Source organism: Streptomyces sp. NPDC015346 (genome assembly GCF_043078785.1).
Lineage (GTDB): Bacteria > Actinomycetota > Actinomycetes > Streptomycetales > Streptomycetaceae > Streptomyces.
The window spans coordinates 1,281,710-1,306,956 of sequence record NZ_JBIBTW010000001.1 but is presented as its reverse complement, the minus strand read 5'-3'; the positions used below and the strand labels follow the sequence as shown (position 1 = coordinate 1,306,956).

General features: G+C 71.1%; 26 protein-coding genes. 11 read left to right on the top strand and 15 right to left on the bottom strand.

Annotated features, from left to right (window positions below; genetic code table 11):
- Nucleotides 1–184: 184 nt before the first annotated feature.
- A complete protein-coding gene (locus ACF06X_RS05955; protein WP_392285911.1) occupies nt 185–970 on the top strand; it encodes a hypothetical protein in 786 nt (261 codons plus the stop codon).
- A 186-nt stretch (nt 971–1,156) separates the two neighbouring features.
- Here ACF06X_RS05955 and ACF06X_RS05950 read toward each other — a convergent pair whose 3' ends face one another.
- The 3 genes from ACF06X_RS05950 to ACF06X_RS05940 all read right to left on the bottom strand — a co-directional run bounded on the left by ACF06X_RS05950 (nt 1,157) and on the right by ACF06X_RS05940 (nt 3,343).
- Entirely contained in the window at nt 1,157–1,399 is a 243-nt protein-coding gene (locus tag ACF06X_RS05950; protein WP_392285910.1) for a chaplin, read from the bottom strand.
- Nucleotides 1,400–1,560: 161 nt separating this feature from the next.
- Nucleotides 1,561–2,205, bottom strand: coding sequence for a response regulator (locus tag ACF06X_RS05945; protein ID WP_392285909.1), 645 nt, complete (start codon nt 2,203–2,205; stop codon nt 1,561–1,563).
- Nucleotides 2,198–3,343 carry a GAF domain-containing protein gene (locus ACF06X_RS05940; RefSeq protein WP_392285908.1) on the bottom strand — a complete coding sequence of 382 codons (1,146 nt, stop codon included), beginning with the start codon at nt 3,341–3,343 and terminating at the stop codon, nt 2,198–2,200. The genes ACF06X_RS05945 and ACF06X_RS05940 overlap by 8 nt, the downstream gene beginning before the upstream one ends.
- Nucleotides 3,344–3,514: 171 nt before the next feature.
- On the opposite strand from ACF06X_RS05940, the gene ACF06X_RS05935 reads away from it, so the two are divergent.
- From ACF06X_RS05935 to ACF06X_RS05925, 3 genes are all read left to right on the top strand, one after another.
- Nucleotides 3,515–4,312 (top strand): SDR family NAD(P)-dependent oxidoreductase, encoded by a 798-nt coding sequence (locus ACF06X_RS05935; RefSeq protein WP_392285907.1) that lies wholly within the window; start codon nt 3,515–3,517, stop codon nt 4,310–4,312.
- Nucleotides 4,309–5,448, top strand: a complete 1,140-nt coding sequence (locus ACF06X_RS05930; RefSeq protein ID WP_392285906.1) for an S-adenosylmethionine:tRNA ribosyltransferase-isomerase — start codon at nt 4,309–4,311, stop codon at nt 5,446–5,448. The genes ACF06X_RS05935 and ACF06X_RS05930 overlap by 4 nt, the downstream gene beginning before the upstream one ends.
- Before the next feature lie 289 nt (nt 5,449–5,737).
- Entirely contained in the window at nt 5,738–6,499 is a 762-nt protein-coding gene (locus tag ACF06X_RS05925; RefSeq protein WP_392285905.1) for a transglycosylase SLT domain-containing protein, read from the top strand.
- A 91-nt stretch (nt 6,500–6,590) separates the two neighbouring features.
- Here the strand turns inward: ACF06X_RS05925 and ACF06X_RS05920 are convergent, their stop codons facing one another.
- Nucleotides 6,591–9,170, bottom strand: a complete 2,580-nt coding sequence (locus ACF06X_RS05920; protein ID WP_392285904.1) for an FHA domain-containing protein — start codon at nt 9,168–9,170, stop codon at nt 6,591–6,593.
- A 318-nt stretch (nt 9,171–9,488) separates the two neighbouring features.
- Between ACF06X_RS05920 and serB the strand changes: the two genes are divergently transcribed.
- A complete protein-coding gene (serB, locus tag ACF06X_RS05915) occupies nt 9,489–10,706 on the top strand; it encodes a phosphoserine phosphatase SerB (RefSeq protein WP_392285903.1) in 1,218 nt (405 codons plus the stop codon).
- 88 nt (nt 10,707–10,794) lie between these two features.
- On the opposite strand, the gene ACF06X_RS05910 is transcribed toward serB, so the two are convergent.
- The 4 genes from ACF06X_RS05910 to ACF06X_RS05895 all read right to left on the bottom strand — a co-directional run bounded on the left by ACF06X_RS05910 (nt 10,795) and on the right by ACF06X_RS05895 (nt 13,194).
- Nucleotides 10,795–11,313, bottom strand: coding sequence for a SixA phosphatase family protein (locus tag ACF06X_RS05910; RefSeq protein WP_392285902.1), 519 nt, complete (start codon nt 11,311–11,313; stop codon nt 10,795–10,797).
- Nucleotides 11,314–11,360: 47 nt separating this feature from the next.
- Nucleotides 11,361–11,582: a hypothetical protein gene (locus ACF06X_RS05905; RefSeq protein ID WP_392285901.1), complete on the bottom strand. Its 222-nt coding sequence runs from the start codon at nt 11,580–11,582 to the stop codon at nt 11,361–11,363.
- A gap of 167 nt (nt 11,583–11,749) precedes the next feature.
- On the bottom strand, nt 11,750–11,866 hold the full coding sequence (locus ACF06X_RS05900) for an SGM_5486 family transporter-associated protein (protein WP_268247900.1): 117 nt from the start codon (nt 11,864–11,866) through the stop codon (nt 11,750–11,752).
- Between the two features lie 17 nt (nt 11,867–11,883).
- On the bottom strand, nt 11,884–13,194 hold the full coding sequence (locus ACF06X_RS05895; RefSeq protein ID WP_392285900.1) for a CynX/NimT family MFS transporter: 1,311 nt from the start codon (nt 13,192–13,194) through the stop codon (nt 11,884–11,886).
- 107 nt (nt 13,195–13,301) lie between these two features.
- On the opposite strand from ACF06X_RS05895, the gene ACF06X_RS05890 reads away from it, so the two are divergent.
- Nucleotides 13,302–13,982, top strand: coding sequence for a FadR/GntR family transcriptional regulator (locus ACF06X_RS05890; RefSeq protein ID WP_392285899.1), 681 nt, complete (start codon nt 13,302–13,304; stop codon nt 13,980–13,982).
- Here the strand turns inward: ACF06X_RS05890 and ACF06X_RS05885 are convergent.
- The 3 genes from ACF06X_RS05885 to fabG all read right to left on the bottom strand — a co-directional run bounded on the left by ACF06X_RS05885 (nt 13,960) and on the right by fabG (nt 16,187).
- Nucleotides 13,960–14,472, bottom strand: coding sequence for a hypothetical protein (locus ACF06X_RS05885; protein WP_392285898.1), 513 nt, complete (start codon nt 14,470–14,472; stop codon nt 13,960–13,962). The genes ACF06X_RS05890 and ACF06X_RS05885 overlap by 23 nt on opposite strands.
- Before the next feature lie 205 nt (nt 14,473–14,677).
- Nucleotides 14,678–15,463 (bottom strand): enoyl-ACP reductase FabI, encoded by a 786-nt coding sequence (gene fabI / locus ACF06X_RS05880; protein WP_392285897.1) that lies wholly within the window; start codon nt 15,461–15,463, stop codon nt 14,678–14,680.
- Nucleotides 15,464–15,467: 4 nt separating this feature from the next.
- Nucleotides 15,468–16,187 (bottom strand): 3-oxoacyl-[acyl-carrier-protein] reductase, encoded by a 720-nt coding sequence (fabG, locus tag ACF06X_RS05875; protein WP_392285896.1) that lies wholly within the window; start codon nt 16,185–16,187, stop codon nt 15,468–15,470.
- A 185-nt stretch (nt 16,188–16,372) separates the two neighbouring features.
- Here fabG and ACF06X_RS05870 point away from each other — a divergent pair, with 185 nt between their 5' ends.
- From ACF06X_RS05870 to tyrS, 3 genes are read left to right on the top strand one after another with little or no spacing between them, the layout of a single operon-like run.
- Entirely contained in the window at nt 16,373–17,896 is a 1,524-nt protein-coding gene (locus ACF06X_RS05870; protein WP_392285895.1) for a TldD/PmbA family protein, read from the top strand.
- Nucleotides 17,893–19,284 carry a metallopeptidase TldD-related protein gene (locus tag ACF06X_RS05865; RefSeq protein WP_392285894.1) on the top strand — a complete coding sequence of 464 codons (1,392 nt, stop codon included), beginning with the start codon at nt 17,893–17,895 and terminating at the stop codon, nt 19,282–19,284. The genes ACF06X_RS05870 and ACF06X_RS05865 overlap by 4 nt, the downstream gene beginning before the upstream one ends.
- A gap of 53 nt (nt 19,285–19,337) precedes the next feature.
- Nucleotides 19,338–20,609, top strand: a complete 1,272-nt coding sequence (gene tyrS, locus ACF06X_RS05860) for a tyrosine--tRNA ligase (protein ID WP_392285893.1) — start codon at nt 19,338–19,340, stop codon at nt 20,607–20,609.
- A gap of 104 nt (nt 20,610–20,713) precedes the next feature.
- Here tyrS and ACF06X_RS05855 read toward each other — a convergent pair whose 3' ends face one another.
- Entirely contained in the window at nt 20,714–20,989 is a 276-nt protein-coding gene (locus tag ACF06X_RS05855; protein WP_392285892.1) for a GlsB/YeaQ/YmgE family stress response membrane protein, read from the bottom strand.
- Between ACF06X_RS05855 and ACF06X_RS05850 the strand changes: the two genes are divergently transcribed.
- Both ACF06X_RS05850 and ACF06X_RS05845 read left to right on the top strand, forming a co-directional pair.
- Entirely contained in the window at nt 20,967–21,515 is a 549-nt protein-coding gene (locus ACF06X_RS05850) for a DUF3099 domain-containing protein (protein WP_392285891.1), read from the top strand. The two genes, ACF06X_RS05855 and ACF06X_RS05850, sit on opposite strands and share 23 nt — an antisense overlap.
- A 193-nt stretch (nt 21,516–21,708) precedes the next feature.
- On the top strand, nt 21,709–21,945 hold the full coding sequence (locus tag ACF06X_RS05845) for a hypothetical protein (protein WP_392285890.1): 237 nt from the start codon (nt 21,709–21,711) through the stop codon (nt 21,943–21,945).
- Here ACF06X_RS05845 and moaA read toward each other — a convergent pair.
- The 3 genes from moaA to ACF06X_RS05830 all read right to left on the bottom strand — a co-directional run bounded on the left by moaA (nt 21,928) and on the right by ACF06X_RS05830 (nt 25,087).
- Nucleotides 21,928–22,929: a GTP 3',8-cyclase MoaA gene (gene moaA, locus ACF06X_RS05840; protein WP_392285889.1), complete on the bottom strand. Its 1,002-nt coding sequence runs from the start codon at nt 22,927–22,929 to the stop codon at nt 21,928–21,930. The genes ACF06X_RS05845 and moaA overlap by 18 nt on opposite strands.
- 152 nt (nt 22,930–23,081) lie before the next feature.
- Entirely contained in the window at nt 23,082–24,716 is a 1,635-nt protein-coding gene (locus ACF06X_RS05835; protein ID WP_392285888.1) for a cation acetate symporter, read from the bottom strand.
- Complete coding sequence (locus ACF06X_RS05830) at nt 24,713–25,087, bottom strand: DUF485 domain-containing protein (RefSeq protein WP_392285887.1); 375 nt, start codon at nt 25,085–25,087, stop codon at nt 24,713–24,715. Before ACF06X_RS05830 ends, ACF06X_RS05835 begins: the two co-directional genes overlap by 4 nt.
- Nucleotides 25,088–25,247 lie beyond the last annotated feature (160 nt).

Genomic DNA, 25,247 nt, shown 5'->3' with positions numbered 1-25,247 from the left:
TGCGATCGCAAGGCGGAGGAGGGAGACAATGGCGGAGCCATGGCGACCGACGACAACGCGGCGTGGGGGCACCTCCCGTGCCCGAAGGGCTACGGGGGAGTGCGTGCAGGGCGTCGCGCGCTGGGGGTACCCCCAGGCGAAGCTCTGGGGGAGAGACTTTCCGGACACGACCTAGGCTGGGGGCATGCTTTCGGAACCACGCTCAGGACGCCTGGCCGCTTGGGGCAATGCCCTGTTGGCCGGATCGGTGTCGCCGGACGACGCGGCGCTGGCCATCGTCGGGGACGACGCGGTGCACCGCGTGGAGGGGCTGCCTGGCGAGGCCGGGCCGGTCGGCCTGACCCTCGCGCTCGGCCGGCTGCGGCGGCTCGGGGTGACCGGTTGGCGGGTGGCGCTGCCGGCTCCGGGGCATCCGCTGGGGCTGAGCGGGCCGCCCGACTTCAACGCGCGGGCGCTGGAGGCCGAGGAGGCGGTGGTCGGTTTCGGCGCTCCGTACGGTCTGGTGCCGGAGGTGAGCGAGGCCGGTCCGGCGGGTGATGTGCACGTGGAGGTGGTCTGGCACTGCCTGACCGTGCGGGAGGCGCCGCCGGCCGACGTGCCGTCGCTCGGGGAGGCGGAGCGGGAGCTGGCGGAGGCGCTGCGTGAGGCGACGGCCGTCCTGACGAAGCTGGACGTGGCGGCCTCCGGTCCGGTGGCGGACGCGGCACGCGACGCGTACCGGGCTCGGGCGGAGGCGGGCCGCGAGGTCCTGGCCCCCGGCTATCCGCCGCGGGCGGTACGGGTGCTGGAGCTGGCCCAGCGGGTGGGCCTGCTGATCGACCTGGCGTACGACCACGGCCACGGCGGCGCGGTCAGCGCCGCTGAGATGGCCGCCCGGGGGGAGGCGTTGAGGCCGGTGGAGCGGGTGGCTCGACGGGCACAGGTCGCGGCCTACAACGCGTACGTGGAGGAGAGGGAACGGGAACGCTGAGCCCGGGCCCGCCGGGCGCCCGGCCGCCAGGACCGGCGGGCGGGGCGCGCGGCAGCGGGCTAAGCCCGCGAGGCGCCCCCCGATAGGGAGCGAGCGGGAGCGCTGAGCGCCGCGGTTTCCGGGGAGGGATACGGCAGAGCCCGGCCCTCGGGGGACGTCCGGGGGCCGGGCTGGTCAGGCGAGGGGTCAGCCGTTGACGGCGCTGTTGCCGAAGGCCGGGTTGAGCAGGCCGATCACGTTGATCGTGTTGCCGGAGACGTTCACCGGGGCGTGCACCGGGACCTGCACCACGTTGCCGGAGACGACACCCGGCGAGTTGAGGGCCTGCCCGTGGGCGTCCGCGCCATGGGCGGAGGCGACACCGGCACCGGCGGCGACGATGCCACCGGCGACCATGGTGAGGGCAGCGGCCTTCTTCAGGTTGTTCACTTCAGGATCCTCCTGGTCTTCGCCGCGGCGGTACCGCCGCGGCACGCCATGAAGAACGCCGCCCGTCCCGCAAGGTTGCGCCGAATGGGGGACATACACCCGACGGTATGAAGATGAGAACGGAAGTGCCTCCTCCGTCCTTCTTCCGCCCCCGGGGTGTTTCAGGAGGTCAGGCCGTGCCGGACCGCCCAGAGCGCCGCCTGCGTCCGGTCCGCCAGGTCGAGCTTCATCAGGATGTTCGAGACGTGTGTCTTGACCGTCTTCTCCGACAGGACCAGCGCTCTGGCGATCTCCCGGTTGGACCGTCCGTCCGCGATCAGGCCGAGCACCTCACGCTCCCGTTCGGTGAGCGTCGTGCCCCGGCCCGTGCCGCCGGGGTTGTCGTCCTGCGAGAGGAGCGCCCCGGCGACCTCCGGCTGGAGCAGTACGTGCCCGGCGTGGACGGAGCGGATGGCGCCGGCCAGGGCGTCCGGGTCCACGTCCTTGTAGACGTAACCGGAGGCGCCCGCGCGCAGGGCGGGGACGACCGTGCGCTGCTCGGTGAAGCTGGTGACGATCAGCACCTTCGCCGGGTTGGCCAGCTCGCGCAGCTTCCGCAGCGCCTCGATGCCGTCCATGCCGGGCATCTTGACGTCCATCAGGACGACGTCGGGCCGCAGCTCCTCGGCGCGCGCGATGCCCTCGGCGCCGTCGGCCGCCTCGCCCACGACCTCTATGTCGTCCTGGATCTCCAGGAAGGTCCGCAGGCCGCGCCGCACGACCTGGTGGTCGTCGACCAGCAGGACGCGGATGACTCTGTCAGCCACCGGGGACCTCCATCTCGATCGTGGTGCCTCGGCCCGGTGCCGATGTCACGGTGAGTGTGCCGCCGACCCCGCCGGCCCGGTCCCGCATGGAGACCAGGCCCAGGTGCCGGCCCGCCCTGCGGACCGTACGCGGGTCGAAGCCCGAGCCGTCGTCGGTGACGGTGAGCAGGGCGCCCTGGCCGCGCCGGACCAGGGAGACGGCGACCAGCTTGGGCTCCGCGTGCCGCAGGGCGTTGTGCAGGGCCTCCTGGGCGACCCGGAGCATGGCCTCCTCCTGGGCGGCGGGCAGGGCGCGCACCCCGCTGCTCTCGAAGGTCACCCGGGCGCTGTGGGCGCGGTCGAGGACCTGGATCTGGGTGCGGAGCGTGTGCACGAGCCCGTCCTCGTCGAGGGCGGCGGGGCGCAGCTCGACCACGGCGGCGCGCAGCTCGTCGGCCGCCTCGGCGGCGAGGGCGGCGATCTGCTGGAGCTCGCCCTTGGCCCGGGCCGGGTCGCGGTCGACGAGGGCGGCCGCGGCCTGGGCGGTGAGGCGGAGGGAGAAGAGCTTCTGGCTGACGGCGTCGTGCAGCTCGTGGGCGAGGCGGGAGCGCTCCTCGGCGATGGTGAGCTCGCGGCTGCGTTCGTACAGCCGGGCGTTGGTCAGGGCGATGGCGGCGTGCTGGGCGAGGATCGAGAGCAGTTCCTCGTCCTCCTCGGTGAAGCCGCAGCCTCCGCCGGGCCTGGGGCAGCGTTTGTTCGCCAGGAAGAGGGCGCCGATGGTCTCCTCGCCGTCCTGGATGGGCAGGCCGAGGAAGTCGGACATCTCGGGGTGGGCGGCGGGCCAGCCCTCGAAGCGGGGGTCCTTGCGGACGTCGGCGAGCCGCTCGGGCTCGGCCTTGCGGAGCATCGCCGCCAGGATGCCGTGCTGGCGGGGCAGCGGCCCGATGGCCCGCCACTGCTCGTCGCTGACACCGTCGACCACGAACTGGGCGAAGCCGCCGTGGTCGTCCGGCACGCCCAGTGCCGCGTACTCGGCGTCGAGCAGCTCACGGGCGGAGGCGACGATCGTCTTGAGGACGTCGCGCACCTCCAGGTGGCGGCTCATCGCCAGCAGCGCGGTGCTCACGGCGGCGAGGCCGGAGCGCGGTCGATGACTCATGAATTCACCGTACCGGTGGGTTGTGACAGTCCGTATCGGCCTGGGGACGGCTGTGGCCCGGGACCTGAGGACTAGGTCGAAGTGCCTTGTGGGGTCCGGGCCCGCGGACGAGGCGGCGGGCGGGGGCACGGCTGGAGGCTGAGTCCATCGGTTCGAGAGGGGATGGATGTCATGGCTGTCGCGATCATCACGGGAGCGTCCAAGGGGCTGGGGCGGGCGCTGGCCGGCGAGCTGGCCGGGCGGGGCTGGGACCTGGTGCTCGACGCCCGGACGGAGAAGGCGCTGGAGGAGAGTGCCGGGGCGGCACGCGCGCGTGGGGCCCGGGTGGTGGCGCTGCCCGGGGATGTGACGGACCCGGCGCACCGCCGGGAGCTCGTCGCGGCGGCGCGGGGGCTCGGCGGGCTCGATCTGCTGGTGAGCAACGCGAGCGCGCTGGGCGCTGAGCCGCTGGTGCGGCTGGACGCGCTGGCGCTGGACGGGCTGCGGACGGCGCTGGAGACGAACGTGGTGGCGGCGCTGGGGCTGGTCCAGGAGGCGCTGCCGCTGCTGCGGGCGGGTCGGGCCGGGGCCGTGATCGCGGTCAGCTCGGACGCGGCGGTGGAGGCGTACGGGACATGGGGCGGGTACGGGGCGTCGAAGGCGGCGCTCGACCAGCTGGCGGCGGTGCTCGCGGTGGAGGAGCCGGGCCTGCGGGTGTGGGCGGTGGATCCGGGCGACATGGCGACGGATCTCTACACGGCGGCCGTTCCGGACGACGACGATCCGCGGCCGGCTCCGGAGTCGGTGGTGCCGGGGTTCCTCGCGCTGATCGAGCGCCGGCCGCCGAGCGGCCGGTATGCGGCGGCCGACCTCGCGGACGGCACGGAGACCGATGCAGCGCGCTCAGGTGCCGTGGAGGCCGATGCCGCGCGGCCCGATGCCGTGGAGGCCGATTCCGCGCGGGCCGATGTCACGGAGGCCGTCCGATGAGCGCGCCGGTCACCCGGCCGTCGGCGGCCCGCACCCCTGGCGATGCCCACCGGCCCGTGCTGGACGGTCTCGGCGTGCCCGAGGAGCTGTCGGCACGGGTGCCCGCCGAGCAGCGCGGGCCGGGGCGGGGACGGGACGACGTGCGGCTGATGGTCTCGCGCGGCGCGGAGGTCTCGCACCACGCCTTCCGTGAGCTGCCGGAGCAGCTGCGGGCCGGCGATGTGCTCGTGGTCAACACGTCGGCGACGCTGGCCGCCGCCGTGACCGGGCGGCTGGGCGCGCGGGGCGGTGAGGAGACGGTCGTCGTGCACTTCTCGACGTGCGGGGACGACGGCCGCTGGGCGGTAGAGCTGCGGGACGTGGACCCGCGGGGTGTCACCAGGCCGCGCCCGGGCGGTCCCGAGGGGCTGGTGGTCCGGCTGCCGGGAGGGGCGCGTCTCGTCCTGGAGGAGCCGCTGGTCCCGGGAGCGGCGCGGCTCTGGTGGGCGCGGGCCGACACCGCCGTACCGGCGCTGCTCGCGCGGTACGGGCGGCCCATCCGCTACGGGTACACGGAGCGGGACCAGCCGCTCTCCGCGTATCAGACGGTCTTCTCCCTCCCGTCCCCCGACGGCGCCGGTTCGGCGGAGATGCCGAGCGCGGGCCGGCCGTTCACGGCCGCTCTGGTGGCGGAGCTGGTGAGCCGGGGGGTGCAGTTCGCTCCGCTCACCCTTCATACGGGGGTGGCTTCGGCGGAGGCCCACGAGCCGCCGTACCCGGAGCGCTTCGAGGTCCCGGCGACGACGGCGTGGCTGGTGAACGCCGCGAAGGCGGGCGGGGGCCGTCTGGTGGCGGTGGGGACGACGGCCGTACGGGCGCTGGAGTCGGCGGCCGACGAGAGGGGGGTCGTGCGGGCCGCCGCCGGGTGGACGGATCTGGTGGTGACCCGAGAGCGCGGAGTGCGGGTGGTGGACGGGCTGCTGACCGGTCTGCACGAGCCCGAGGCCTCGCATCTGCTGATGCTGGAGGCGGTCGCAGGCCGGGCCGCTCTGCGCCGTGCCTATGCCGAGGCGCTACGGGAGTCCTACCTCTGGCACGAGTTCGGCGACGTGCACCTCATCCTCCCGGAGGAGCCCCTCACCGTGTGCATTGCTTGAGCAACTCGCGGTGAGTTCGTTACGTGCCCGATGTGAGGCCGCGCATAGGACGCAGGTCACTTACGAAGGACCCTAGTGGACACGTAGAAGGCAGATAGGGGCTGTATGGGGCGGTCCCGGGTGGGTTTGGGTGGGCTGTGCACGGGCCCCTGATCCACTACCCGGGGTCGTACGTCACACCTTTGCCACAGGATTTTGCTGCCGCTAAGAATTGCATCCGTCGCCGCCGAGCTGGCGCAGCGCCGCCCCGGCCTGAGCGACCCCCTGCGATTCGAAGAGGTACTCCTGCATGTCTGCGAACACTCCTGGCCACAGTCGTCTGAGCAAGACCTACAAGGCCTCTGTCGCCGGTGTCGCCGCCCTCGGCGCCGCCGCCCTCGCCTTCACCCTCGTGCCCGGTAACGCCGCCGCTCAGACCGAGCCGCAGGCGCTGGCCAACACCCAGCAGGTCGCCTGGGGCTACAACGCCGACAGCGCGCAGGCCAAGGCCCTCCACGCGAGCCTCACCGACCAGCACACGGTCATCGGCCTGAAGGCCAAGGAGGAGGCGGCTGCGAAGATCAAGGCCGCCGCCGAGGCGAAGGCCAAGGCCGCCGCCAAGGCCAAGGCCGACGCGAAGGCGAAGGCGGACGCCAAGGCGAAGGCCGCGGCCAAGGCGAAGGCGGACGCGAAGAAGCGCGCCGAGGAGAAGGCGGCCGCGAGCCGTGCCGCCGCCCGCAAGCCGGTCTTCGCGAACAACCTGGACGGCTGGATCCGCGAGGCGCTGTTCATCATGGACAAGCACAACATCCCGGGCACCTACGAGGGCATCCACCGCAACATCATGCGGGAGTCCAGCGGTAACCCGCGGGCCATCAACAACTGGGACATCAACGCGATCAACGGCGTCCCGTCGAAGGGCCTGCTCCAGGTCATCTACCCGACCTTCAAGGCCTACCACGTGCCGGGCACCAAGTTCGACCAGTACGACCCGGTCGCCAACATCGTCGCGGCGTGCAACTACGCCGCCGACCGCTACGGCTCCATGGACAACGTCAACAGCGCCTACTGAGCCACCGAGGACGCTGAGCAGACACGCCGAAAGGGCGGCACCCGTGCTGGGGTGCCGCCCTTCGGCGCGTCCGGCCGCGATGCGCCGCGGACTACTTGCGCATGACCTCGGGCTCGTGGCGGCGCAGCAGGCGCGCCACCGCGAAGCCGCAGGCGATGCCGATGAGCAGCAGGATCGTGAGGTTGAAGCCCCACTGGCCGGCCGTGTGGTCCCACAGCGGGTCCAGGTTGGTCGGGTCCTTGTGGTCCCACGGCGGCATCAGGTGCGCGAGGTCGAGGGTCGAGCCCGCGGCCGCGATGGCCCAGCGGGACGGCATCAGCCAGGCGAACTGCTCCAGGCCGGGCGATCCGTACACCTGGAAGAGGATGCCGGTGAACACGACCTGGACGATCGCGAACATGACGAGCAGCGGCATCGTCTTCTCGGCGGTCTTCACCAGCGAGGAGATGACCAGGCCGAACATCATCGAGGTGAAGCCGAGCGCGATGATCGTGACGCACAGCTCGACGGCCGGCGGCATGACGAGGCCCTCCGCGGGCAGCTCACGGGTGGCGAAGCCGATGCCGCAGATGATCACACCCTGCAGGGCGGTGATCAGGCCGAGGACGATGACCTTGGACATCAGGTACGCCGAGCGGGACAGGCCGGTGGCCCGCTCCCGTTCGTAGATGACCCGTTCCTTGATCAGTTCTCGTACGGAGTTGGCGGCGCCCGAGAAGCACATGCCGACGGCGAGGATCAGCATGATCGTGCCGGCGTCGCCGTTGAAGCGGGACGGCGGCTTCGGCGGGGCGAGGCCGAAGTCGGCGGGGATGACGACCGAGACCAGGCCGAGGACGGCCGGCAGGATCACCATCAGGCCCATGAAGCCCTTGTCGGACGCGATGACCGAGGAGTAGCGGCGGATCAGGGTCCACAGCTGGGAGCCCCAGGCCTGCGGCTTGGGCGGCCTGGCCATGGCCTGCTGCGGCATCTGGACGGGCTGGGCGGCGACGGCGTCGATGTCCGCCGCGTACATCTGGTAGTGCTGCGAGCCCTTCCAGCGGCCCGCCCAGTCGTAGTCGCGGTAGTTCTCGAAGGCGGAGAAGACGTCGGCCCAGGTGCTGTAGCCGAAGAAGTTCAGCGCCTCCTCCGGCGGACCGAAGTAGGCCACCGAGCCGCCGGGCGCCATCACGAGCAGCTTGTCGCACAGGCCGAGCTCGGCCACCGAGTGGGTGACGACGAGGACCGTGCGGCCGTCGTCGGCGAGCCCGCGCAGCAGCTGCATGACGTCGCGGTCCATGCCCGGGTCGAGGCCGGAGGTCGGCTCGTCCAGGAAGATCAGCGACGGCTTGGTGAGGAGCTCCAGGGCGACGGAGACGCGCTTGCGCTGGCCACCGGAGAGGGAGGTGACCTTCTTCTCCTTGTGGATGTCCAGCTTGAGCTCGCGCAGCACCTCGTCGATGCGGGCCTCGCGCTCGGCCGGGGCGGTGTCGCCGGGGAAGCGGAGCTTGGCGGCGTAGCGGAGCGCCTTCTGGACGGTCAGCTCCTTGTGCAGGATGTCGTCCTGCGGGACGAGGCCGATGCGCTGGCGCAGCTCGGCGAACTGCTTGTAGAGGCTCCGGTTGTCGTAGAGGACGTCGCCCTCGTTGGCCGGGCGGTAGCCGGTGAGCGCCTTGAGCAGGGTGGACTTGCCGGAGCCGGAGGGGCCGATGACGCCGATCAGCGACTTCTCGGGGACACCGAAGGAGACGTCCTTCAGGATCTGCTTGCCGCCGTCGACCGTGACGGTGAGGTGGCGGGCGGAGAAGGAGATCTCACCGGTGTCGACGAACTCCTCGAGCTGGCCGCCGACCATCCGGAAGGTCGAGTGACCGACGCCGACGATGTCGTTGGGGCCGATGAGGGCGGAGCCGCCCTTGGCGATCGGCTGACCGTTGACGTACGTGCCGTTGTGGGAGCCGAGGTCGCGGATCTCGAAGCGGCCGTCGGGTGTGGCGTGGAACTCGGCGTGGTGGCGCGAGACCTGGAGGTCGGAGACGACCAGCTCGTTCTCCAGCGCACGACCGATCCGCATCACATGGCCGAGGGCCAGCTGGTGGAACGTGGTCGGGCTGCGGTCGCCGTAGACCGGCGGCGCCCCCGCCATGCCGCCGCCCTGGCCCGGCACCTTCTGCGCCAACTGCTCGGCGGGGCCGCCCTGCTGGTGCGGGAAGGGGGGCTGCCGGCCGTGCGGAGGCTGGGCCTGCGGGGGCTGCTGCTGCCAGCCCTGCTGCGGCGGCGAGGCCTGGTGGGCGGCCCAGTCCGCCTGCGCCGCGGCCTGCTGCTGCGCGGGGGCGGCCTGGTGCTGTGCCGGGGTCGCCTGCGCGGCCTGGTGCTGTGCCGGGGCGCCGGCGGCGAGATTCAGGCGAGGGCCGTCGGTCGCGTTGCCGAGGTGCACGGCGGTGCCGGGGCCGATCTCCAACTGGTGGATCCGCTGCCCCTGCACGAAGGTGCCGTTGGTCGAGCCGTGGTCCTCGATGACCCAACTCCGGCCGCCCCAGCTGATCGTGGCGTGCCGCCACGAGACCCTGGCGTCGTCGATCACCAGGTCGCCCTGGGGATCACGTCCCAGGGTGTACGACCTGGACGGATCGAGCGTCCAGGTCCTTCCGTTCAATTCCAGTACGAGTTCTGGCACTCCATGCCCCACTACTTGTCCCCCGATGTACCCCCGTCGCTGGGAGTCCAGGGATGGCGAACATCCGGGGGGAACTATTTCAGGCCGGGCCCCGGGTTCGAAAGTCGGGCCGTGTGAAGACACGGCAGAGGCATGCTCCGGCCCCGCCCCGCACCTTCCGCCGATCATGAGAGCCGATCACGAGAGGGGGCAGATCGCCACGTACCGGGCCTTCCGATGGAAGCGGACGGTTCCGGAGCGTTACGGTGGGAGACGGTGCGGCCAGCCGGGTGTCCGGTACGCGGGACGGGGGCGGTGGTGGCACCCAGTGCCCGATACGGTGGAACCACCATGAGCGCATCGCAGACCTCAGACGTTCCCACCCTTCTCGTCAAGATCTTCGGGAAGGACCGTCCCGGGATCACCGCCGGGCTCTTCGACACCCTCGCCGCCTACTCGGTCGACGTCGTGGACATCGAGCAGGTCGTGTCCCGCGGCCGGCTCGTCCTGTGCGCGCTCGTCACCGAGCCGACCGTCGCCTCGGCGGGCGAGCTGCGGGCCACCGTGCACAGCTGGGCCGAGTCGCTGAAGCTGCAGGCCGAGATCATCTCCGGCACGGGCGACAACCGTCCGCGCGGCAGTGGACGTTCGCACGTCACCGTGCTCGGACACCCGCTGACCGCGGAGCAGACGGCGGCCATAGCGGCCAGCATCACGGGGACCGGCGGCAACATCGACCGTATCTTCCGCCTCGCGAAGTACCCGGTGACGGCCGTCGAGTTCGCCGTCTCCGGCTGCGAGACCGCGCCGCTGCGGACCGCGCTCGCGACCGAGGCGCACCACATCGGTGTCGACGTGGCCGTCGTCTCGGCCGGGCTGCACCGGCGGGCGCAGCGCCTGGTCGTCATGGACGTGGACTCGACGCTGATCCAGGACGAGGTCATCGAGCTGTTCGCGGCGCACGCGGGCTGCGAGGACAAGGTCGCCGAGGTGACCGAGGCCGCGATGCGCGGTGAGCTGGACTTCGAGCAGTCCCTGCACGCGCGGGTGGAGCTGCTCGCCGGGCTCGACGCCTCGGTGGTGGACAAGGTGCGCGCCGAGGTGCGGCTCACGCCCGGCGCCCGCACCCTGATCCGTACGCTCAAGCGGCTCGGATACCAGGTGGGTGTCGTCTCGGGCGGTTTCACGCAGGTCACGGACGATCTCAAGGAGCGGCTGGGGCTCGACTTCGCCTCGGCGAACACGCTGGAGATCGTGGACGGGAAGCTGACCGGCCGCGTCACCGGCGAGATCGTGGACAGGGCGGGCAAGGCGCGGCTGCTGCGCCGGTTCGCCGCGGAGGCGGGGGTGCCGCTGGCGCAGACCGTGGCCATCGGCGACGGGGCCAACGACCTCGACATGCTGAACGCGGCCGGGCTCGGGGTGGCCTTCAACGCCAAGCCGGTGGTGCGCAAGGCCGCCCACACGGCCGTGAACGTGCCCTTCCTCGACACCGTCCTCTACCTGCTCGGGATCACCCGCGAGGAGGTCGAGGCGGCGGACGGCGGCGAGGAGGATCTGCCGCACTGACGCCGTCGGCGCGGAGGGGAAGCGTCGTACACGCGGCGGGAGGCCCGGTCACCGAGGGGTGACCGGGCCTTCTGTCATGGGGTACGGGTCACTCGTGCGGGGCCCAGAACTCGACGAGCTTGCCCACGCCGTGCTCCAGGGACTTCCAGGTGCCGTTGAAGGTGAGCACGGCGAAGGCGGCGGTCGGGAAACCGCTGCGGTTCATCCGGGGCAGGGTGTCGCCCTCGGACTCGCCGGCGAGGGCGTCGGCGAGGGCGTGCATGCCGGGGTTGTGGCCGATGACGAGCAGGTCGCGGACGTCGTCGGGGGTCTCGTTGAGCAGGGCGATGAGCTCGCCGAGCGAGGCCTCGTACAACCTCTCCTCGTACACGGTCCTGGGGCGGTGCGGCAGCTCGTGGACGGCCAGCTTCCAGGTCTCCCGGGTTCTCACGGCGGTGGAGCAGAGTGCCTGATCGAAGGAGATCCCGGTGTCGGCGAGCTTGCGGCCCGCGACGGGGGCGTCCTTGCGGCCACGCTCGGCGAGCGGTCGTTCGTGGTCGGAGACCTGGGGCCAGTCGGCCTTGGCATGCCGGAGCAGCACGATCCTGCGGGGTGTATCGACGCTCATGCGCTCCAGCTTCGCATGAAACGGGCGGTCGGGCGCAGGGTGTTGGGTCAGCCGGGCAGTGTCCGCCGGATCTGCTCCAGGACGTGGGCGACGGACGGGTCGTCGCCGCCCGCGGCGGCCCCGGCCGGTCCCGCTATGAGCAGGAGGAGGGCGACGAAGGCGGCCGCCGGGAGCGCGAGGGCCCACCAGGGAAGACGGGTGTCGACGCCGCCGGACGGGGACGGGAAGTGGGAGGGGGACGGGGTCCGGGTGGGCGTACGGGCCGACATGGCCGCCTCCGTGGTCGCTGGATCCGCGGCCGTTGCCGCGATGAGTCCAACGTACGGACCGGGCGAGGTCCGTCCCATCCGGTGATCCACCCACTTCACCCTGACACTCACCCCCTAGGGGACAGCGGGTTGGCCCTACCCCGGCGGAAGCGGGGTAGGGGGAGGTGTCACGGTGAGGCGATCGAGGCGATGACGGCGATGACGACCGTGATGCCGAGCATCGCGCCGAGCACGATGAGGAGCTTCTTCTGGCCGTTCTGGGGGTTCGGGTCGAGCACTGGCATGGGGCCAGTCTCGCATCTCAGCATTCGTCCTCGACGGTCCGGTCCCTTCCGGCGAGGACGCCGACCGCCATCTGGGGCAGCATCAGCCCGGCCATCAGGGCGATGGGTAGGCCCCAGCCGCCGCTGTGCTGGTAGAGGACGCCGACCAGGAGCGGGCCCGGAATGGAGATGAGGTAGCCGACGCTCTGCGCGAAGGCGGAGAGCCGGACCACGCCGGAGCCGGTGCGCGAGCGCATGCCGATCATGGTGAGGGCGAGCGGGAAGGCGCAGTTGGAGACGCCGAGGAGGAGCGCCCAGGCCCAGGCGCCCGCGGCGGGCGCGAGATAGAGGCCGGTGTAACCGGCCAGGCCGCACAGGGCGAGGGCGACGGCGATCGGTCCCTGGTTCTTGAGCCGGGTGGCGAGGCGCGGGATGACGAAGGCGAGCGGCACACCCATCACCATCGTCACGGCGAGGAGCACGCCGGCGGTGCCGGCCGGGACGCCGGCGTCCCGGAAGATCTGCGGCATCCAGCCCATGGTGATGTACGCGCCGGTGGCCTGGAGGCCGAAGAAGGCGCCGAGGGCCCAGGCGGTGCGGCTGCGGGTGATCCGCAGCGGCGGCGCCGGCCGGATCGACGGCCTCCCCTGGGCCGGGACGGCGGAGGCGCTCGTCGCGGAGTGCGCTCCCCGGTCGCGCAGCAGCGGGACGAAGGGCAGGACGGCGAAGGCGGCGAGGACCGCCCAGAGGCCGAGGCCGGTGCGCCAACCGCCGCCGAGCGCCTCGGTCATGGGCACGGTCGCGGCGGCGGCCAGGGAGGTGCCGAGGGCGAGCGCCATGGAGTAGAGGCCGGTCATGGTGCCGACGCGGTCGGGGAAGTACCGCTTGACGATGACGGGCATCAGGACGTTGCTGACGGCGATGCCCATGAGGGCGAGGGCGCTGGCGGCGAGGAAGCCGGCGGTGCCGGAGGCGAAGGGGCGGACGGCGAGTCCCGCGAAGATCGCGGCCATGCCGGCGCAGACGACGGCGGCGGGGCCGAAGCGGCGGGCGAGGCGCGGGGCGGTGATGCCGAAGATCGCGAAGCAGAGCGGGGGGACGGAGGTGAGGACTCCGGCGACGCTGCCGCTCATGTGGAGGCCGGTGCGGACCTCTTCGAGCAGGGCGCCGAGGCTGGTGATGGCGGGGCGGAGGTTGAGTGCGGCGAGCACGAGCCCGACGACGACGAGCCGGGCGATCCAGACGGTGGGCGGGCCCTGTACGGGAGAATCTCCCACCGTGGTGGCCGGTGAGGAGGCGCGGGCGGCCGCGGGTGCGGCGGTTTCGAGGGTCTGCGGCTCGTCAGGCATGAGAGACATCATAGAATCATGGGATGATTGGTTGTCCAATCCGAAACCAATTCACACCAGTCCCGAACCGTCCCGAACGACTCGGGGAACCACAGAGAAGGTGCACCATGGCGCTCGGCTCCCCCCGGCGATCCGGGCTCTCCGATCAGGTGATCACGGAGCTGCGGAACCAGATCACCTCCGGCGAATGGCCGGTGGGGTCACGGATCCCGACGGAACCGGAACTGGTCGAGCAACTGGGCGTCGCCCGCAACACCGTGCGCGAGGCGGTCCGCGCGCTCGCCCACAACGGCCTGCTCGACATCCGGCAGGGATCCGGCACGTACGTCGTCGCGACCAGCGAGCTGGCGGGGGTCATGCACCGGCGGTTCGCCGGGTCCGACCCGCGGCACATCGCCGAGCTGCGCTCGACGCTGGAGTCCTCGGCGGCCCGGCTCGCGGCCCGACGGCGCACCGAGCGGGACCTGAAGCAGCTGGACACCCTGCTCGCGGGGCGCGAGGAGGCGTGGGCCTCCGGGGACACCGAGCGCTTCGTGACGGCGGACGGCGCCTTCCACCACGCGGTGGTGGTCGCCTCGCACAACGACGTGCTGACCGAGCTGTACGCCGACCTCGGGCACGTCCTGCGGGAGTGGCTGCGCGACGACCTGGGCCAGGACCTGCGGCCGGAGCATCACATGGACCACACGCGACTGGTGGAGGCGATCCGGGAGGGCGACGCGGAGACGGCGGCGGCGGAGGCGGCCGGGTATCCGTTCATGTGCCTCAGGGACCTGGGGCCGGAATAGCCGGCTCGGCGACATCGGAGCCCTCGGACGCCTCGGACACCTCGGACACCTCAGACGCCTCAGACGCCTCAGACGCCTCGGAAGGCGGCTCCCCGGGGGCTCCCGGAGGCGCATCGGCCGGCTCGTGGGTCAGCCAGGCCGAGCGGACCTCCTTCCAGCAGCGCCCGTACAGCCGGACATAGGCGGTCGGGGCCACGTCGACGGGGGCGCTGTCGGTGTCCACGTCCCACCAGCGGTCGCATTCGACGTGCAGACGGACGCGGTCGGTGCCGGGATAGGGGTTGTGGCAGTACGCGGTGACCCGGGAGCCCTCCACATCCGTCCGGCAGGAGGCGCCGAAGTTCTCGGGTTCCACGGCGACCGGGGCGACGGGGGCCACGGGGTCCTGCGGGGGAGCCGGAGCGGCACGGACCTCGGCGGCGACGGCGACCCCGGCGAGCAGAGCGGCGACCGAGGCGAGGGCGGCGGCCCTGCGAGGAAGCGCGCGCATACCCGTACCTCCTCCCCGCCAGTAGCTGGAATGTCACGCTCCGATCCAGTCTGGGGTGGTTCGCCGGACTTTTCGACTCGGGAGGAAGCGAGAAGAGGTCCGAGGAGTCGGAGGAGGCCCGCGCACGGCGAAGGCCGGGAGGCCGCCCCCGTGGGGACGGGCTCCCGGCCTTCGTACGCCGTACGTCGTACGCCGAAAAGCCTGCTCAGGCGCCGATCGCGTGCAGTCCGCCGTCGACGTGGATGATCTCGCCGGTCGTCTTCGGGAACCAGTCGGAGAGCAGCGCCACGATGGCGCGGCCCGCCGGCTCCGGGTCGGACAGGTCCCACTCCAGCGGGGAACGGCTGTCCCAGACGCTCGCCAGCTCGCCGAAGCCCGGGATGGACTTGGCAGCCATCGAGCCGAGCGGGCCGGCCGAGACCAGGTTGCAGCGGATGTTCTGCTTGCCGAGGTCACGGGCCATGTAGCGGCTGGTGGCCTCCAGGGCGGCCTTGGTCGGGCCCATCCAGTCGTACTGCGGCCAGGCGAACTGCGCGTCGAAGGTGAGGCCGACGACCGAGCCGCCCTCGCTCATCAGCGGCAGCACGGCCATGGTCAGGGACTTCAGCGAGAAGGCCGAGACGTGCATGGCCGTGGCGACCGACTCGAACGGCGTGTTCAGGAAGTTGCCGCCGAGCGCGTCCTGCGGCGCGAAGCCGATGGAGTGGACGACGCCGTCCAGGCGGTCGCCCAGGTGCTCGCGGACCTGGCCCTCCAGGCGCGCGAGGTGCTCGTCGTTGGAGACGTCGAGCTCCAGGACCTTGACCTTGTCGGGCTGCGGCAGCTTCTTGGCGATGCGCTCGGTCAGCGTCGGCCGCGGCCAGGCGGTGAGGATGATCTCCGCGCCCTGCTCCTGGGCCAGCTTCGCGGCGTGGAAGGCGATGGAGGACTCCATCAGCACACCGGTGATGAGGATGCGCTTGCCCTCGAGGATTCCGCCAGTGTTCGTCATGGTCTCAGTGCCCCATGCCCAATCCGCCGTCAACCGGGATGACGGCTCCAGTGATGTACGAAGCGTCGTCCGAGGCGAGGAACTTCACCGCGGCGGCGATCTCCTCGGGCTGCGCGTAGCGGCCGAGCGGCACCTGGGACACGATGCCCGAGCGCTGCTCCTCGGTGAGCACCTTGGTCATGTCGGTGTCGACAAATCCGGGCGCGACGACATTGAACGTGATGTTGCGCGAGCCGAGCTCGCGGGCCAGGGAACGGGCGAAGCCGACCAGGCCGGCCTTGGAGGCGGCGTAGTTGGCCTGCCCCGCCGAGCCGAGGAGTCCGACCACCGAGGAGATCAGGACGACGCGGCCCTTCTTGGCGCGCAGCATGCCGCGGTTGGCACGCTTGACGACCCGGAAGGTGCCGGTGAGGTTGGTGTCGAGGACGGAGGTGAAGTCCTCCTCGGACATCCGCATGAGGAGCTGGTCCTTGGTGACACCGGCGTTGGCGACCAGCACCTCCACCGGGCCGTGCTTCTCCTCGATCTCCTTGTACGCCTGCTCCACCTGCTCGGAGTCGGTGATGTCGCACCTGACGGCGAGGCAGCCCAACTCGGTCAGGACGGCCGGCGGCTCGCCGGAGCGGTAGGTGACGGCAACCTTGTCGCCGGCCTCGGCGAACGCGCGGGCGATCGCGAGGCCGATGCCCCGGTTTCCTCCGGTGACGAGAACCGAGCGGCTCAACGGATCACCCTTTCGATAGCGGTGTGGTTACCGAAAACCTATCGGTCCGGACCCTTCCCCGAGGAATCGGGCCCTGACAGTGGCATCCGCATGCCACTGTCGGGTCCCTACAGAAAGACGTGGGCGTCGCGACCCAAAGCGCGACATGATCGGGGTCGACCGGTCTCAGACGACAGGAGACATTCGTGCCTCATTCCATCGACGCGGCCTTCACGGCGCTGCCGCTGCGGGCGCTCGCCGACGCGGCGCTCGCACGCGCGCGTGCCCTCGGCTCCGACCATGCCGACTTCCGCCTGGAGCGGGTGCGCGCCGCCTCCTGGCGGCTGCGGGACGCCAAGCCATCGGGGTCCTCGGACCTCACGGACCTCGGGTACGCGGTGCGGGTGGTGCACGGCGGGGCCTGGGGGTTCGCCTCCGGGGTCGACCTGACCATGGACGGGGCCGCGCGGGTCGCCTCGCAGGCCGTCGCCATGGCGAAGCTGTCCGCGAAGGTGATCGCGGCGGCGGGGTCCCACGAGAGGGTGGAGCTCGCCGAGGAACCGGTGCACGCGGACAAGACCTGGATCTCCTCGTACGAGATCGATCCCTTCGACATTCCCGACGCCGAGAAGACCGGGCTGCTCGCGGAGTGGAGCGCTCGGCTGCTGCGGGCGGAGGGGGTGGCGCATGTGGACGCGTCGCTGCTGACGGTCCATGAGAACAAGTTCTACGCGGACACGGCGGGCACCGTCACCACCCAGCAGCGTGTCCGGCTCCACCCGCAGCTCACCGCGGTCGCCGTCGACGGGACGACCGGCGAGTTCGACTCGATGCGGACGATCGCACCGCCGGTCGGCCGGGGCTGGGAGTACCTCACCGGCACCGGCTGGGACTGGGACGCGGAGCTGGAGCGGATCCCGGAGCTGCTCGCCGAGAAGATGCGGGCGCCGAGCGTGGAGGCGGGGACGTACGACCTGGTCGTCGATCCGTCGAACCTCTGGCTGACGATCCACGAGTCGATCGGCCACGCCACCGAGCTGGACCGGGCGCTCGGTTACGAGGCGGCCTACGCCGGGACCTCGTTCGCCACCTTCGACCAGCTGGGGAAGTTGGCGTACGGCTCGTCGATCATGAACGTGACGGGTGACCGCACCGCCGAGCACGGGCTCGCGACGATCGGGTACGACGACGAGGGCGTCGAGGCGCAGAGCTGGGACCTGGTGAAGGACGGCACGCTCGTCGGCTACCAGCTGGACCGGCGGATCGCGAAGCTCACGGGTCTGGGGCGGTCCAACGGGTGCGCGTACGCGGACTCCCCCTCGCACGTGCCGGTGCAGCGGATGGCGAACGTCTCCCTCCAGCCGGATCCGGGCGGTCTGTCCACGGAGGATCTGATCGGGGGTGTGGAGCGCGGCATCTACGTGGTCGGCGACCGGTCGTGGTCGATCGACATGCAGCGCTACAACTTCCAGTTCACCGGGCAGCGCTTCTTCCGCATCGAGAACGGCAGGCTGGCCGGTCAGCTGCGGGACGTCGCGTACCAGGCGACGACGACCGAGTTCTGGGGGTCGATGGAGAAGGTCGGCGGCCCGCAGACCTACGTCCTCGGCGGCGCGTTCAACTGCGGCAAGGCCCAGCCCGGCCAGGTCGCGGCGGTCTCCCACGGCTGCCCCTCCGCCCTGTTCCGCGGCGTCAACATTCTGAACACCACGCAGGAGGCCGGTCGATGAGCCGCGTCAGCAAGCCGTACGAGATCGTCGAGCGGGCCCTGGAGCTGTCCCGCGCGGACGGGTGTGTCGTCATCGCCGACGAGGAGTCCTCCGCCAATCTGCGCTGGGCCGGCAACGCGCTGACCACCAACGGCGTGACCCGCGGCAGGACCCTCACCGTCATCGCGACCGTCGACGGCTCCGAGGGCACGGCCTCCGGGGTCGTCTCGCGCTCCGCCGTCACCGCCGACGACCTGGAGCCGCTGGTACGCGCCGCGGAGGCGGCCGCCCGGGCCGCGGGTCCCGCCGAGGACGCCCAGCCGCTGGTCGAGGGGATCGACCCCTCCCCCGACTTCCGGGACGCGCCGGCCGAGACCAGCTCCGCCGTCTTCACCGACTTCGCCCCGGCGCTCGGCGAGGCCTTCGCCCGCGCCCGCGCCGGCGGCCGTGAGCTGTACGGCTTCGCCCACCACCAGCTGACCTCGACCTACCTCGGCACCTCGACGGGCCTGCGGCTCCGGCACGACCAGCCCAACGGCACCCTGGAGCTGAACGCCAAGTCCCCCGACCGCTCCCGCTCCGCCTGGGCCGGGCGCTCCACCCGGGACTTCAAGGACGTCGACCCGGCCGCGCTCGACGCGGACCTGGCGCAGCGGCTGCGCTGGGCGGAGCGCAGGATCGAGCTGCCGGCCGGGCGGTACGAGACGCTGCTGCCGCCCACCGCCGTGGCCGACCTGCTGATCTACCAGCTGTGGTCCTCCATGGCCCGGGACGCGGTGGAGGGCCGCACGGTCTTCTCCAAGCCGGGCGGCGGGACCCGTCTCGGCGAGACCCTCTCCCCGCTGCCGCTGACGCTGCGCAGCGACCCGAACGAGCCGGGTCTGGAGTCGGCGCCGTTCGTCATCGCGCACTCCTCGAGCGACGACTCCTCCGTCTTCGACAACGGTCTGCCGTTGTCGAGGACGGACTGGGTACGGGAGGGCCGGCTGGAGCACCTGATCACCACCCGGCACACGGCGGCGCTTACTCGCTTGCCGTTGGCGCCGGGAGCCGGGAACCTGATCCTCGACGGCGGCGGGGAGCGCTCGCTGGAGGAGATGGTGGCCTCCACGGAGCGCGGCCTGCTGCTGACCTGCCTCTGGTACATCCGCGAGGTCGATCCGGCGACGCTGCTGCTGACGGGGCTGACCCGGGACGGCGTCTACCTCGTCGAGAAGGGCGAGGTGGTCGGCGAGGTGAACAACTTCCGGTTCAACGAGTCGCCGGTGGACCTGCTGTCGCGTGCCTCGGAGGCGGGTCGGACGGAGAAGACGCTGCCGCGTGAGTGGAGCGACTGGTTCACCAGGGCGGCGATGCCGGCGCTGCGGGTGCCGGACTTCAACATGAGCTCGGTCAGCAAGGGCGTATGACCCGCCTAGACTGAGTACGGCGTGACGACCATCAATCAAGGAGACCGAAAATCGTGACGGACATCGTCGACGAGCTGAAGTGGCGCGGGCTCTTCGCCCAGTCCACCGACGAGGACGCCTTGCGCAAGGCTCTCGCGGACGGTCCCGTCACGTTCTATTGCGGTTTCGACCCGACCGCGGCCAGTCTTCACGTCGGTCACCTGGTCCAGGTGCTCACCGTCCGCCGGCTCCAGCAGGCCGGTCACCGGCCGCTGGCGCTGGTCGGCGGGGCCACCGGTCAGATCGGTGACCCGCGGCCGACCGCCGAGCGCACCCTGAACGACCCGGAGACGGTCGCGAACTGGGTGAACCGGCTGCGTGGCCAGATCGAGCCGTTCCTCTCCTTCGAGGGGGAGAACGCGGCGATCATGGTGAACAACCTGGACTGGACCGCCGGGATGACGGCGATCGAGTTCCTCCGGGACATCGGCAAGCACTTCCGGGTCAACAAGATGCTGACCAAGGACTCGGTGGCCCGGCGGCTGGAGTCCGAGCAGGGCATCAGCTACACCGAGTTCAGCTACCAGCTGCTGCAGGGCATGGACTTCCTGGAGCTGTACCGCCGCTACGGCTGTGTGCTGCAGCAGGGCGGCAGCGACCAGTGGGGCAACCTCACGGCCGGCCTGGACCTGATCCACCGCCTGGAGCCGGACGCGGTCGTGCACGCGCTGGCGACGCCGCTGATGACGAAGGCGGACGGGACCAAGTTCGGCAAGACCGAGGGCGGGGCCGTCTGGCTGGACCCGGAGATGACCACGCCGTACGCGTTCTACCAGTTCTGGCTGAACGTGGACGACCGGGACATCTCGAAGTACATGCGGATCCTGTCCTTCAAGTCCGTCGCGGAGCTCGAGGAGCTGGAGCAGGTCACGGCCGAGCGGCCGCAGGCCCGTACGGCTCAGCGGGCGCTCGCCGAGGAGCTGACGACGCTGGTGCACGGCGCCGAGCAGTGCGCCGCCGTCATCAACGCCTCGAAGGCGCTGTTCGGGCAGGGCGACCTGGCCGAGCTGGACGAGGCGACGCTGGCGGCCGCGCTCTCCGAGCTGCCGCACGCGCGCGTGGCGGAGCTCGGGCAGGTCGTGGACCTCTTCACCGAGGTCGGTCTGGCGCCGAGCAAGTCGGCGGCGCGCCGCACGGTGAAGGAGGGCGGGGCGTACGTGAACAACGTGAAGGTCACCGCCGAGGACGCCGAGGTGTCGGCGGACGAGCTGCTGCACGGCCGCTGGCTGGTGCTGCGCCGGGGCAAGAAGAACCTGGCGGCGATCGAGGTCGGCGCCGAGGGCTGACGCCCGGGGGCCCGGGGCCATCGGCAGGACGAAGGCGGAGGCCCGGTGCGCGCGTGGAGCGTGTACCGGGCCTCCGCCTTGCGTCCTGTCGGCCCGTGCCGGGCTCAGGCGCGCTGTCTGTTTCCTCTGATCGAGGCCCACAGCATGTCGCCGACGCCCACCACGGCGACGGCGCCGATGAGTTGGAGCAGGTGCCGTGTCCAGTCGATGCCCTTGGTCTCGTTGACGCCGATCCAGGTCGCGACGGCGTTGCCGAGCACGCTGCCGAGAATTCCGAAAACGGTCGTCAGCCACAGGGGGATCTGCTGCTTCCCCGGCAGGATCGCCTTGGCGATCAGGCCGAGTACCAAACCCACGATGATCGCCCACAACCAACTCATGATCGCCTCCTCATGCGGCGCAATCTGCGCATGTGGCCCCAGTCTCGGGCCGCCCGCGACGCGGCGCATGTCGGACAGCGCCATACGTGACCCGGTCTCGTCGCCGTCGGACGGCGGGCGTACCGTGGAAGAAGGTCCGGACCGGGGAAAGTCCGGCGTGGCTGCCGGGTGGTGGAATGTGATGCGGAAGCATGGCGAAACCGAGGTTTTCCGGATCACCGAGGCGCGCCAGAGCCTCGCCGACGACGTGCGCGGCCGGCAGCGGCGGTATGTGATCTCGATGTCGATACGGACGCTGGCCGTGATCGCGGCCGCCGTCCTGTGGAACGTCGAGCGCCATGTGGCGATCGTGGCGCTGGTGCTCGGTGGCGTGCTCCCGTACATCTCCGTGGTGATCGCGAACGCGGGGCGGGAGAAGGCGCCGTCGCTGCCCTCCACGTACGTCGCACCGCAGGAGCATCCGGCACTGGATGCCGGTGAGAGCTTCGCGGAAGCCAGCACGGAACGCCCGTCCGGACAGAGTTGATCATCCAAGGGCTCGAAAAGCTCAAGAAAAGCTCAGATCAATCATGAAGTTCCGGTGCACCACACCCCATGGGCCGTGACATACTTCCTACGCGCTCCGCATCCCCCGTCGGAGCGACGGACCGACGCCGGGCAGCTCCCCCCGTGGCTGCTCGGCGTCGCCCTTTGTTGGACAATGAACCGTGATCAATCCGGTGAGCGACGAAACCCCGATCTGTTCAGCCAAGGGCTGCCGCGCCGACGCGGTGTGGGTCCTGGCGTGGAACAACCCCAAGCTGCACACGCCGGAGCGTCGCAAGACGTGGCTCGCCTGCGAGGAGCACCGCGAGCATCTCTCGCAGTTCCTCGGTGTACGAGGGTTCCTCAAGGACGTCGTCCCGCTCGCGGAGTGGGACGCGGCCGGCTCGGCCGGCTCAGCCGCCGATCGCTGACATCGGGCGCTCCGGCTGGAGGAAGCTCGGGTCGTCCAGGCCGGAACCGGCCTTCTTCCCCCACATCGCCAGCTTCCAGATCCGGGCGATCTCCGCGTCGGACGCCTCGCCCGGCTCCGCCGCGCGCAGCGCGGCCCGCAGGTCGGTCTCCTCGGTGGCGAACAGGCAGGTGCGCACCTGGCCGTCCGCGGTGAGGCGGGTCCGGTCGCAGGCCCGGCAGAAGGGGCGGGTGACGGAGGCGATGACACCGACGGTGTGCGGTCCGCCGTCGACGACCCAGCGCTCGGCGGGGGCCGAGCCGCGCTCGTCGGCGCCCTCGGGGGTCAGGGTGAAGCGGGTGCGCAGCGACTCGAGGATGTCCCCGGCGGTGATCATGCCGTCGCGCTTCCAGCCGTGCTGGGCGTCGAGCGGCATCTGCTCGATGAAGCGCAGTTCGTAGTCGTTCTCCACCGCCCAGGCAAGCAGGTCGGGGGCCTCGTCGTCGTTGAGCCCGGGCATCAGGACCGCGTTGACCTTGACCGGGGTGAGGCCGGCCTCGCGGGCGGCGGCCATGCCGTCGAGGACGTCGTGGTGGCGGTCGCGGCGCGTGAGGGTCTTGAAGACCTCGGGCCGCAGGGTGTCGAGCGAGACGTTGACCCGGTCCAGGCCGGCGGCCTTCAGGGCGGCCGCCGTGCGCTTGAGCCCGATGCCGTTGGTGGTCAGGGACATCCTGGGGCGGGGCTCCAGGGCGGCGCAGCGCTCGACGATGCCGACCAGGCCGGGGCGGAGCAGGGGCTCGCCGCCGGTGAAGCGGACTTCCGTGACACCGAGGTCGGTGACCGCGATCCGTATCAGCCGGACGATCTCGTCGTCGGTCAGCAGATCGGGCTTGGCCAGCCACTGCAGCCCCTCTTCGGGCATGCAGTACGTGCAGCGCAGATTGCACCGGTCGGTGAGTGAGACACGCAGGTCAGTGGCCACACGGCCGTAGGTGTCGATGAGCACTGTGGGCCCCCTCCCTGTCTACCGGAATCCGTATGCTCCGAGCCTACGTGAAGGCACCGACAACGAGCATGGACGATTGTCACGAGGACCGGCACGGCCGCGTCGTAGAACTCTACGACGCGGCCGGGCGGTGATCGCCTACCGTATACGGTTCAGTGCGCTCCGACACCGGTCAAGGACTTGACCTCGAGTTCCGCGTACTTGCCCTTGTCCGGCTCCTCCTTGGAGAGGAGCGAGCCGAGCCAGCCGAGCAGGAAGCCCAGCGGGATGGAGACGAGGCCCGGGTTCTCCAGGGGGAACCAGTAGAAGTCCACGTTCTTGAACATCGAGGTCGGCTTGCCGGAGACCACCGGCGAGAACAGCACCAGCACGACCGAGGAGATCAGACCGCCGTAGATCGACCAGAGCGCGCCCTGGGTGGTGAACCGCTTCCAGAAGAGGCTGTAGAGGATCGTCGGCAGGTTGGCGGAGGCCGCGACCGCGAAGGCGAGGGCGACCAGGCCGGCGACGTTCAGATCGCGGGCGAGCGCGCCGAGCGCGATCGAGACGACGCCGATGAGGACGGTCGCCCAGCGGGCGGCGCGCACCTCCTCCTTCTCCGTGGCCTTTCCGCGCCGGATGACGTTCGCGTAGATGTCGTGCGCGAAGGAGGAGGACGAGGCCAGGGTCAGCCCGGCGACCACGGCGAGGATGGTGGCGAAGGCGACGGCCGAGATGACCGCGAGCAGGATCGCTCCGCCGGTCGAGCCCGCGCCGCCGCCGATCTCCAGGGCCGCCAGGGGCGCGGCCGTGTTGCCCGCCTTGTTGGAGGCGATGATGTCGCTGTTCTTGAGCAGGGCGGCGGCGCCGAAGCCCAGCACGATCGTCATCAGGTAGAAGGCGCCGATGATGCCGATGGCCCAGTTGACCGACTTACGGGCGGCCTTGGCGGTCGGCACCGTGTAGAAGCGGATCAGGATGTGCGGCAGCCCCGCGGTGCCGAGGACGAGCGCGATGCCGAGCGAGATGAAGTCCAGCTTCGAGATGCCGGTGGCCCCGTACTTGAGCCCGGGCTCGAGGAACGCCGAGCCCTTGCCGCTGTTGGTGGCCGCCGCGCCCAGCAGGTCGGAGAGGTTGAAGTTGAACTTCAGCAGGATGAGGAAGGTGATCAGGAGCGTGCCCGCGATGAGCAGGACGGCCTTGACCATCTGCACCCAGGTGGTGCCCTTCATGCCGCCGATGGTGACGTACACGATCATCAGGACGCCGACCAGCGCGACGATGGCGACCTTGCCGCCGTCGCTGGTGATGCCGAGGAGCAGCGAGACGAGCACGCCCGCGCCGGCCATCTGCGCGAGCAGGTAGAAGATCGACACGACGATGGTGGAGGTGCCGGCGGCGGTACGGACCGGGCGCTGGCGCATCCGGTAGGCGAGGACGTCGCCCATGGTGAAGCGGCCGGAGTTGCGCAGCGGCTCGGCGACCAGGAGCAGGGCGACCAGCCAGGCGACCAGGAAGCCGATCGAGTAGAGGAAGCCGTCGTAGCCGAAGAGGGCGATGGCGCCGGCGATGCCGAGGAAGGACGCGGCGGACATGTAGTCGCCGGAGATGGCGAGGCCGTTCTGGAAGCCGGTGAACTGGCGGCCGCCGGCGTAGAAGTCGGCGGCGCTCTTGGTCTGGCGGCCGGCCCAGACGGTGATGAAGAGGGTGGCGACGACGAAGGCGCCGAAGAGGGTGATGATCAGCGGGCGGTGCTCGCTGGTCGCGTTGTCCGCCGCCAGCGACACGGTCTCGAAGAAGCTGTTCACGCGTCGGCCTCCATCCGGGCCTTGATGGCCTCCGCCTTCGGGTCGAGGCGGTCGGCCGCGTGCCGCGAGTAGAGCCAGGCGATGAGGAAGGTGGTGGCGAACTGGCCGAGGCCGAGGACGAGCGCCACGTTGATGTTGCCGAAGAGCCTGGTCCCCATGAAGCCGCCCGCGTAGTTGGAGAGCAGCACGTACAGCAGGTACCAGGCGATGAAGGCGATCGTCAGGGGGAAGGCGAAGGAGCGGTACGTGCGGCGCAGTTCGCCGAATTCCGCACTCTCCTGCACCTCGACGAAGGCCTCGGTCGTGGGCTGGACGGGACCGGGTTCGGTCTCCGTTCCGCTTCTGGGCGGCGGCGGTGCATCGGTAGCCACGGAATCTCCTCGCGACGCGGGTGCGGTGGGCATGGACAAAGGGGCCTCGCTGGGGGGTGGGGTGCGGGGCTCCGAAGGGAGCTCCTCCCCTGCACAACGGCACGGAGGGCGGGGCGACGCGGTTCACCCCGGATTTTTTCTTCCCCCGGATCTTCTTCGG

Excerpts from the sequence above, each read along its gene's own strand:
- ACF06X_RS05890 (WP_392285899.1), top strand. The coding sequence starts at position 13,302 with ATGGCGCTCGGCTCCCCCCGGCGATCCGGGCTCTCCGATCAGGTGATC.
- ACF06X_RS05910 (WP_392285902.1), bottom strand. The coding sequence starts at position 11,313 with ATGAGCGTCGATACACCCCGCAGGATCGTGCTGCTCCGGCATGCCAAG.
- ACF06X_RS05930 (WP_392285906.1), top strand. The coding sequence starts at position 4,309 with ATGAGCGCGCCGGTCACCCGGCCGTCGGCGGCCCGCACCCCTGGCGAT.
- ACF06X_RS05865 (WP_392285894.1), top strand. The coding sequence starts at position 17,893 with ATGAGCCGCGTCAGCAAGCCGTACGAGATCGTCGAGCGGGCCCTGGAG.
- ACF06X_RS05905 (WP_392285901.1), bottom strand. The coding sequence starts at position 11,582 with ATGTCGGCCCGTACGCCCACCCGGACCCCGTCCCCCTCCCACTTCCCG.
- fabI (WP_392285897.1), bottom strand. The coding sequence starts at position 15,463 with ATGACGAACACTGGCGGAATCCTCGAGGGCAAGCGCATCCTCATCACC.
- ACF06X_RS05855 (WP_392285892.1), bottom strand. The coding sequence starts at position 20,989 with ATGAGTTGGTTGTGGGCGATCATCGTGGGTTTGGTACTCGGCCTGATC.
- ACF06X_RS05885 (WP_392285898.1), bottom strand. The coding sequence starts at position 14,472 with ATGCGCGCGCTTCCTCGCAGGGCCGCCGCCCTCGCCTCGGTCGCCGCT.
- ACF06X_RS05900 (WP_268247900.1), bottom strand. The coding sequence starts at position 11,866 with ATGCCAGTGCTCGACCCGAACCCCCAGAACGGCCAGAAGAAGCTCCTC.
- ACF06X_RS05955 (WP_392285911.1), top strand. The coding sequence starts at position 185 with ATGCTTTCGGAACCACGCTCAGGACGCCTGGCCGCTTGGGGCAATGCC.
- ACF06X_RS05940 (WP_392285908.1), bottom strand. The coding sequence starts at position 3,343 with ATGAGTCATCGACCGCGCTCCGGCCTCGCCGCCGTGAGCACCGCGCTG.
- ACF06X_RS05935 (WP_392285907.1), top strand. The coding sequence starts at position 3,515 with ATGGCTGTCGCGATCATCACGGGAGCGTCCAAGGGGCTGGGGCGGGCG.
- serB (WP_392285903.1), top strand. The coding sequence starts at position 9,489 with ATGAGCGCATCGCAGACCTCAGACGTTCCCACCCTTCTCGTCAAGATC.
- ACF06X_RS05895 (WP_392285900.1), bottom strand. The coding sequence starts at position 13,194 with ATGCCTGACGAGCCGCAGACCCTCGAAACCGCCGCACCCGCGGCCGCC.
- ACF06X_RS05850 (WP_392285891.1), top strand. The coding sequence starts at position 20,967 with ATGATCGCCCACAACCAACTCATGATCGCCTCCTCATGCGGCGCAATC.
- ACF06X_RS05925 (WP_392285905.1), top strand. The coding sequence starts at position 5,738 with ATGTCTGCGAACACTCCTGGCCACAGTCGTCTGAGCAAGACCTACAAG.